Genomic DNA, 6,723 nt, shown 5'->3' with positions numbered 1-6,723 from the left:
GAGCTCGATCCCGGTCCGGTAGTTCTTCGTCCAGTACGAAATGCCCAGCTCACGGTCATACTCGGCCAGCTGGTGCACCCACCGCTTGCCCACGTACGGCACGTCGCACACGATCCGCGGCGTCGCGTACCCGGGAAGGTAGCCCATGATCGCGTGCTGCAGCTCCTGCGCCTCCCACACCGACACCCGCCAGTGCTCGGCGTTGGGGATCATGTCGCACATGTGATGGCGACACGCCCGGACGTAGTCTGACCTGCGCAAACGTGCGAATTTGAGCGCAATAGATGATCATGGGGGACATTGCTCGATTGCCCCAGGTGCACGCACGCGATCACAACTTAGACAGTGGTTCAGCTGGTCTCGATCTTGGGGCTGAGCTAAGAGCGCACACTTCCAACCCGCTGACTAAGAGTCCTCGGGTGGACCCCGACCGGAGGAAGAAGGGCTCTGCTGGCGGCCGACCGGTCTCGTTCGATCCGGCGCTCTACACACGACGCAACACCGTTGAACGCTTCTTTCAGAAGATCAAGACATGGCGTGGCCTGGCCACTCGCTATGACAAGTCACCGCAAAGCTACGAGGCCGGGTTACGACTGCGCGCGGCGGCCATGTGGTTGAGAACCCTGCCCTCAACCACATGATCCAAACCTCAAACAGCTCCTAGCTGGTCTGCGTCAGGCTGAAGTCGTCGACGTTCACCCAGTTGCCCGCGTTAGCGTCGGAGAACACGCCGACCTGGATCGACCCGTTGGTCACGGTGATGCCGGGGACGGTGACCTTCGTCCAGGTGCCCATCGACTGGCTGATCGAACGATTCACTTCGCTCGCACCGAAGTTCTTGGCGAAGATGGTCGCCTTCTTCTGCCCGCCGCTTCTCTTGACCCAGGCCGACAGGGTGTAGGTCCCGTTCGGCAGCGAGATGTTCTGGTACCTGGTGGCGTTGTACGCGGAGGTAGAGCTCTGCGCGATGGCCCAGCGTCCGGTGTGCCCGCCGAGCTTGTTGCTGTTCACGTTGCCACCGACGTTGGTCCAACCGGCAAGGTTGTTCTGCGCGACCCGGTCGGCCTCGGCGCTCGGGTTGAGGACGTAGTTGTTGCCGCTGCCGGCGGACCACGTCCCCGCGGCCGCATCGACGTTCCACTGGCTCAGCGAATGGAAGACCGGCGTTGTCCCGTTGAAGCTGACCGGCACCCAGTCGTTGTAGCCGAGGCCGTTGCCCGCGAAGTCGCTCCAGCGGTCGCCGCCGAACATGACGAACGAGCCCGCCGAGCCGGTCACCGTGAACGCCAGCCCCGTCTGCGTCACGTGCGAGAAGTCGGCGTCCGTGCCCTGCAGCACGAACTCCGCGGAGTACGGGCCCATGATGTTCTTGGCCGTGATGCAGTACGTGTGCGAGGAGTTCCAGCCGTGCAGGTCGGAGGAACAGAAGTAGTAGGTCCCGTTCTGCTTGAACATGATGTTGCCTTCACGCCCGCCCGCAGAGCTGTTGTAGACGTTCTTGGCGGCTTCGGCGTGCAGGAAGTCCGACGAGCGGAGCGGGGAGACGTACAGGTGGGACCGGCCGCTCTTGTTGCTGAAGACCAAGTACGCCCGCCCGTCGTCGTCGGTGAAGACCGACTGGTCACCGGACATGCCGGTGGAGACGTTCTGGATGTTCGACTGAGTACCCGCGTAGGTGAAGTGGCCGTTCGGCGTGCTGCTGGTGCCGAACACCAACCCGCCGTTGCCCTGGGTGGCCAGCACGTACTTGCCCGTGGTGGGGTTGCGCGAGACACCCACCCGGCCGACCCAGCCGCCCACGTCCGAGGGCGTCATCGCGTTGCCCTCGAACTTCCAGTTCGCCAGATCGGTGGACGAATAGATGGTGATCGCGCTGAAGCCGACGTTGCCGTTCTTCCCGCCCGCCGGGTTGTTGTAGTAGCTGACCGCGCCGCTGTACTTCACGCCGTACCAGTAGTACGTGTTGCCGACCTTCAGCACCCCGCCGCCCTGGGAGTAGATCGGGTTTCCGGCGGTGTCCTTCCAGAACACGTCGTTCTGGATCGTGGCGCCCGCGGCAGCTCGCGGCACTGGAGTAGCCGCGTCAGCGCCGACCGGCGTCAGCGCAACCGCGAGGGGGAGCAGTACCGAGGCGATCGTTAGTCGGGAGATTTTCCTCAGCATGTCAGGTCCTTCGCTTGGACGGGTTCCGTCAGGCGTGAGCGAGCCGATGACGACCACCGTGTGGTTTCAGGATTCGAAGGCACCCAGGTCGGGTGCTCGCCCGCGATAGGGCAAGCCGACATCGGTGCCCTTGTCGATCAGGCTGCTGTTCGCGGCGAGGCGGAGGTTGGGCAGCACCGGCAAGCTGCCGTCGGCTTGGCGGGGCGCGTTCCAGCCGGAGGTCGACACGCTCTGGAACTGAGAGTCCGACAGGCCGACGTTCAGGTTCCACGAGTTGTACGCCGCGTTCGTGCCGGTCATGTTGGACAACAGGGTTCCGGTGTAGGCGATGTTGTTGCGCAGGTTGCCCAGCCCGACCGCACCCCCTCTGGCGTTGATCCCGAGCATGTTGTAGTCGGGGTGGTTGCCGTAGCTGGTGTTGCCGAAGTAGTCGTTGGCCAGCGTGTGGTGGTTGGCGTAGAAGCCGGAGGCCTTGTTGTTGAACGCGACCGAACCGCGGACGGTGTGCTTGGCGCCGTTGCTGACGTACTTGCCGCCGTAGCCACCCATCTTGAAGCCGTTTCCGTTGCCGGACGGTGTCGTGGTCCCCGGCAGGTACCCGTTCAGCCAGGCCCACGAGTTCTCGATGGTGACCGAGGAGAAGGCGTTGATCAGATCGAACCCGTCGTCGGAGTTCCACCACGCCCGGCATCCGCGGAACACGTTGCCAGGGCGGTTGGCCGAGACGTGCGCGCCGAACCCGTCGGCGCTTTCGCCCGCCCCGTTGGAGGTCCGCGGGTCGTAGTTGTCGTGCGAGTCCGAGTTGAGCACGAGGTTGCCGCCGCCGTCCTGGATGAACAGGCCGGGCCCCATGTTGTGGTGCAGGTCGAGCAGCTCGAAGGTGTTGTTGCTGCCCGTGATCCAGATACCCCACGACTCGTGGTTGCGGTTGTTGTTCTGGGGCACGCCCTTGACTTCGAGTCCCCTGAGGTGGATCCAGTTGCCGGTGACGTCGAAGCCCTTGATCCGGCAGTCGTCTCGCACGCGGGAGAAGTCGAAGACCGGCCGCTCCCCTGGATAGGCCCAGTAGCGGATCGGATTTCCCGAACTGCCGCTCTTGTTCAGGGTGATCGCGTCCACCCGGTCCGTCTGGCCCGCGCAGCTCTTGTTCGCGCGGGAGTACACATAGGTGCCACCACGGAGGTAGACCGTGTCGCCCGGCTGGACAACGGCCTGCGCATGCGCGATCGACGCCCACGGAGCCGCCTGCGTCCCCGCGGCACTGTCACTGCCCGCCGCGGAAACGTAGTAGACGCCCGCGGCAGCGGGGCCGGCGGCGGCCACCGCGCTTCCGGCCAGGACCACCGCGGTGGCCGCGACCGCCGACATCATCAGAGCACGGGTCATGTTCACTCCAGACGTAGGAAGTTTCTTCCGGTGCCGGGACCAGGGGAGGCCGCCGCCTCCTCGTCCGTGGTGGCGGCTCGGGCGTCGCGGAGGTAGCTGCCGTGGTTGGCGCCGCGGAAGGTGAGAAAGCCTTGGGGGAGGGCAGTTCCCGGTAGGCCTGCCGGGCAGAGGAGATGGGCTGGTGGGGTCCTTGTCGCCGTGCTGTTCAGTCGCAACTGCCCGAGCAGGCCACGAACGGCGCTGTGGTGCCGGACAGGGTGGTCGTGCCCAGCGCCAGTCCGCCCGCACTCGCGGTCACGGTGATCGCGCCCGCTCCGGTCGCCCGGACCAGTGCGTACGCGATCCCCTGGTACGCCTTGCGTGCGGTACCGCGGAAGGTCTCGTGCGCCGGGTTGCCGCTGTCGACCGCCACGATCACGCCCGGCCCGCTGATGCTGAACGTGACCGGGGTGGATGAGCTGGTCACCACGCGACCGGCCGGGTCGGCGATCGTGGCCTTCACGTACGAGACATCGTGGACGTCCGTGGACACCGTGCTGTGATCGGGCGTGAGCACCACCCTGGTCGCCGTGGTGCCGGTCGGCGGCGGTGACGTGTGCGGCGCACCCCACGCGCTCTGCCACGCGTACCCGATCGACCGGACCGTCCCGACCGCATCCATCAGGCCGAAACCGCTCTCGGCCTTGGGCCACAACCCATCGGCCTCACCCAGGTACGCGGCGCCGGTCCAGACGAACAGGCCAGTGACCCCGGGATTGTTCTTCACCGTCGTCCACGCCGAGGTGTCCGTGCCCATCTCGGTGAACAGGCCCGGCCGCGCCGGCGACATGCCCATCGCCCGGATGACCTCGTCGGGCCGGTAGTTGCCGCCGAAGACGTCCACCGTGGTCCGAGTGGCACCGGTGATGTCACCGCTGTCGCCCGGCCGGAACAGGGCCTGGGTGACCGGACGGCCCGGATCCAGCGCGTGCGAGATCGACACCATCTTGGTCAGCAACGGAGTCCGGGTCGAGAGCGAGTCACGGATTTCGTTGCCAGTGCTCCACATCGCCACACTGGGGTGGTTGCGGTCGCGCATGACGACACTCGTGGCATCGACCTGGTACCAGGGCACCGAGCCGGTCGCGCCGGGCACCGCGGGCGTGCCGGTGGGCGAGGACGCGGTCCGGTTGAAATACGTCGCGTAGTCGCCCACGTCGGAGTACTTGTGCTGGGTCCAGACATCGAAGAACTCGTCCAGTACCAGGAAACCCATCCGGTCGGCCAGGTCGAGGAAAGCCGGGCTCGGCGGGTCGTGTGCCGTCCGGATGGCGTTCACTCCGAGCGCTTTGAGCTGGGCGAGCCGCCGCTGCACGGCGCGTTGCGGGGCGGCCACCCCGAGCCCGTGGTAATCCTGGTGCAGTGCCACCCCCTGGAACTTCACGCCCTTGCCGTTCAGCTTCATCCCGTTGGGAGCGCTGAACGTCAGGCTGCGGATACCGACCGGAGTGATGTCGTCGTCGACCGCCGTACCGTCGACGAGGACGTTGGTCGCCAGCGTGTACAGGTTCGGGCTCGTGAGGTCCCACAGCCTGGGGTTGCTCACCGCCACGTCGTAGCCGAAGGTTGCCGAGGCGCCGGCCGCGATGGTCTTGGCCGCTGTCATGACCGGGGCGAGCGCGGCGCCGTCCGGGGCGCTGAGCACGCCCTGGACGCTGACGTTCGCCTCGGTACTGCTGGTGTTGACCACAGTGGTCTGCGCGTGCACGGTGGCGGCGGAGCTGGTGGCGTTCGGCGTCGTGACGTAGGTGGCCCACTGGGCGATGTGTACCGGGTCGGTCGCGATGAGACGGACGTCGCGGTAGATCCCGGCACCGGTGTAGTACCGGGATGCCGGTTGTTGGCTGGTGTCGGTCTTGACGGCGATCACGTTGTCGGCACCGCCGAACTTCACCGCCGCCGTGATGTCATAACGGAAGCTGGTGTACCCGTACGGGTGCGTACCGATGAGCGTGCCGTTGACGTACACGCTCGCATTGGCCATCACCCCGTCGAACTCGATGTACGTCTTGTGCGTGGCCGGCACTCCTGCCAGGGAGAAGTGTTTGCGGTACCAGCCGATGCCCGAGGGCGCGTAGCCGCCGCGACCGGTGCTCGGCGCGGACTGGGAGAACGGGTCGGCCGGCGGGGTCCTGCCCTCGATGCTCCAGTCGTGCGGCACGCTGAGCTTGCGCCATCCACCGTCGGCGTAGGAGCCGGCACTGGCGCCGCTCGCGTCGCCGTAGTTGAACAGCCAGCCGGGGTCGAAGTTCGTGACCGTACGCAGCCGGTTGGTGCTGATCGCACCGGCGTTGACCGCACCGGCGTTGACCGCGGGGGTGGCACTCGCGGCGACCCAGGGGGTGGAAAGCGCGGCCATCGCCAGGAACGCCAACGCATAGACGCGGGTTTTCCTGGCCTTGCCGCGGCCGGACCTTCCGGAGCCAGACCGGGGTGATGCGGACATAGGGAGTCCTTTCACGGGCAGGCGGTCCACTTGGGACTGGCACAAACGGCGGCGCGTCGTGTTGATGCGAGTCGCGGGCCGGTCGAGCCCGTCCGCATTCAGCATGCGGTCGTTCGATCTCTTTTGATCGAGTGTCCGATGCGCACTGGTGCAGAGACAGACTGGGAACGTGCACAACCATCCGACATGCGACCTCTCCTGATATAACCGCAAATATTTGATCGTTTCAAGAGGGTTCTCCCGGTCACGCCTGTGTACGTGCACAGGCGCGTGACGACGAAGGACGCCGGATCGGCCCGCTCGTAACCAACTTGGCCAACCCCTTGCGCACAAAGGTGGAGAGCGCTTTCCTGTAGAGCGGATCTGGCTTTGGTTTCGGTGCGTGATCACGACGGGCGGTGTGATTTGTCGAATCGATGGTCGAACAGATTGTGGGGACTTGTTGTCGGCTGCGTCGTCGCGGCGGGGCTGTGCGGTGCGCCGGGGACGGCCCAGTCAGCTCCGGCGGTGCAGGTGCAGGCGACCGGACGGACTGTCGACTTCACCGAGTCGTGGAAGTTCTTGCTGGCCAACACAACCGGTGCGGAGGCGCCGCAGCCGGACTCGAGCAACCCGGCGTGGCGCGATGTGCGTCTTCCGCACGACTGGAGTATCGGCCTCAACCCCGTGCAGGGGGCGAACACCAACTC

Annotated in this window: 5 protein-coding genes and 1 pseudogene; 2 read left to right on the top strand and 4 right to left on the bottom strand. The window is 66.0% G+C overall.

Going from position 1 to position 6,723, the window contains the following annotated elements; genetic code table 11:
* Positions 1-225 (bottom strand): annotated as a pseudogene (locus UK23_RS46345) (lysine 2,3-aminomutase); the annotation flags it as partial.
* Between the two features lie 194 nt (positions 226-419).
* Between UK23_RS46345 and UK23_RS54430 the strand changes: the two are divergent.
* On the top strand, positions 420-641 hold the full coding sequence (locus UK23_RS54430) for a transposase (RefSeq protein WP_419503934.1): 222 nt from the start codon (positions 420-422) through the stop codon (positions 639-641).
* Positions 642-660: 19 nt separating this feature from the next.
* On the opposite strand, the gene UK23_RS46340 is transcribed toward UK23_RS54430, so the two are convergent.
* From UK23_RS46340 to UK23_RS46330, 3 genes are all read right to left on the bottom strand, one after another.
* Entirely contained in the window at positions 661-2,163 is a 1,503-nt protein-coding gene (locus UK23_RS46340; RefSeq protein WP_052685653.1) for a family 43 glycosylhydrolase, read from the bottom strand.
* Positions 2,164-2,229: 66 nt separating this feature from the next.
* Positions 2,230-3,549: a right-handed parallel beta-helix repeat-containing protein gene (locus UK23_RS46335; protein WP_045318241.1), complete on the bottom strand. Its 1,320-nt coding sequence runs from the start codon at positions 3,547-3,549 to the stop codon at positions 2,230-2,232.
* Between the two features lie 205 nt (positions 3,550-3,754).
* Complete coding sequence (locus UK23_RS46330; protein ID WP_231114995.1) at positions 3,755-6,034, bottom strand: glycoside hydrolase family 2 TIM barrel-domain containing protein; 2,280 nt, start codon at positions 6,032-6,034, stop codon at positions 3,755-3,757.
* 429 nt (positions 6,035-6,463) lie between these two features.
* Between UK23_RS46330 and UK23_RS46325 the strand changes: the two genes are divergently transcribed.
* Positions 6,464-6,723, top strand: a 260-nt coding sequence (locus UK23_RS46325) for a hypothetical protein (protein WP_156213883.1), incomplete at its 3' end; no start/stop codon positions are given.

The organism is Lentzea aerocolonigenes, assembly GCF_000955955.1.
GTDB classification, from domain to species: domain Bacteria; phylum Actinomycetota; class Actinomycetes; order Mycobacteriales; family Pseudonocardiaceae; genus Lentzea; species Lentzea aerocolonigenes_A.
This window is presented reverse-complemented; position numbering and strand designations above follow the sequence as displayed.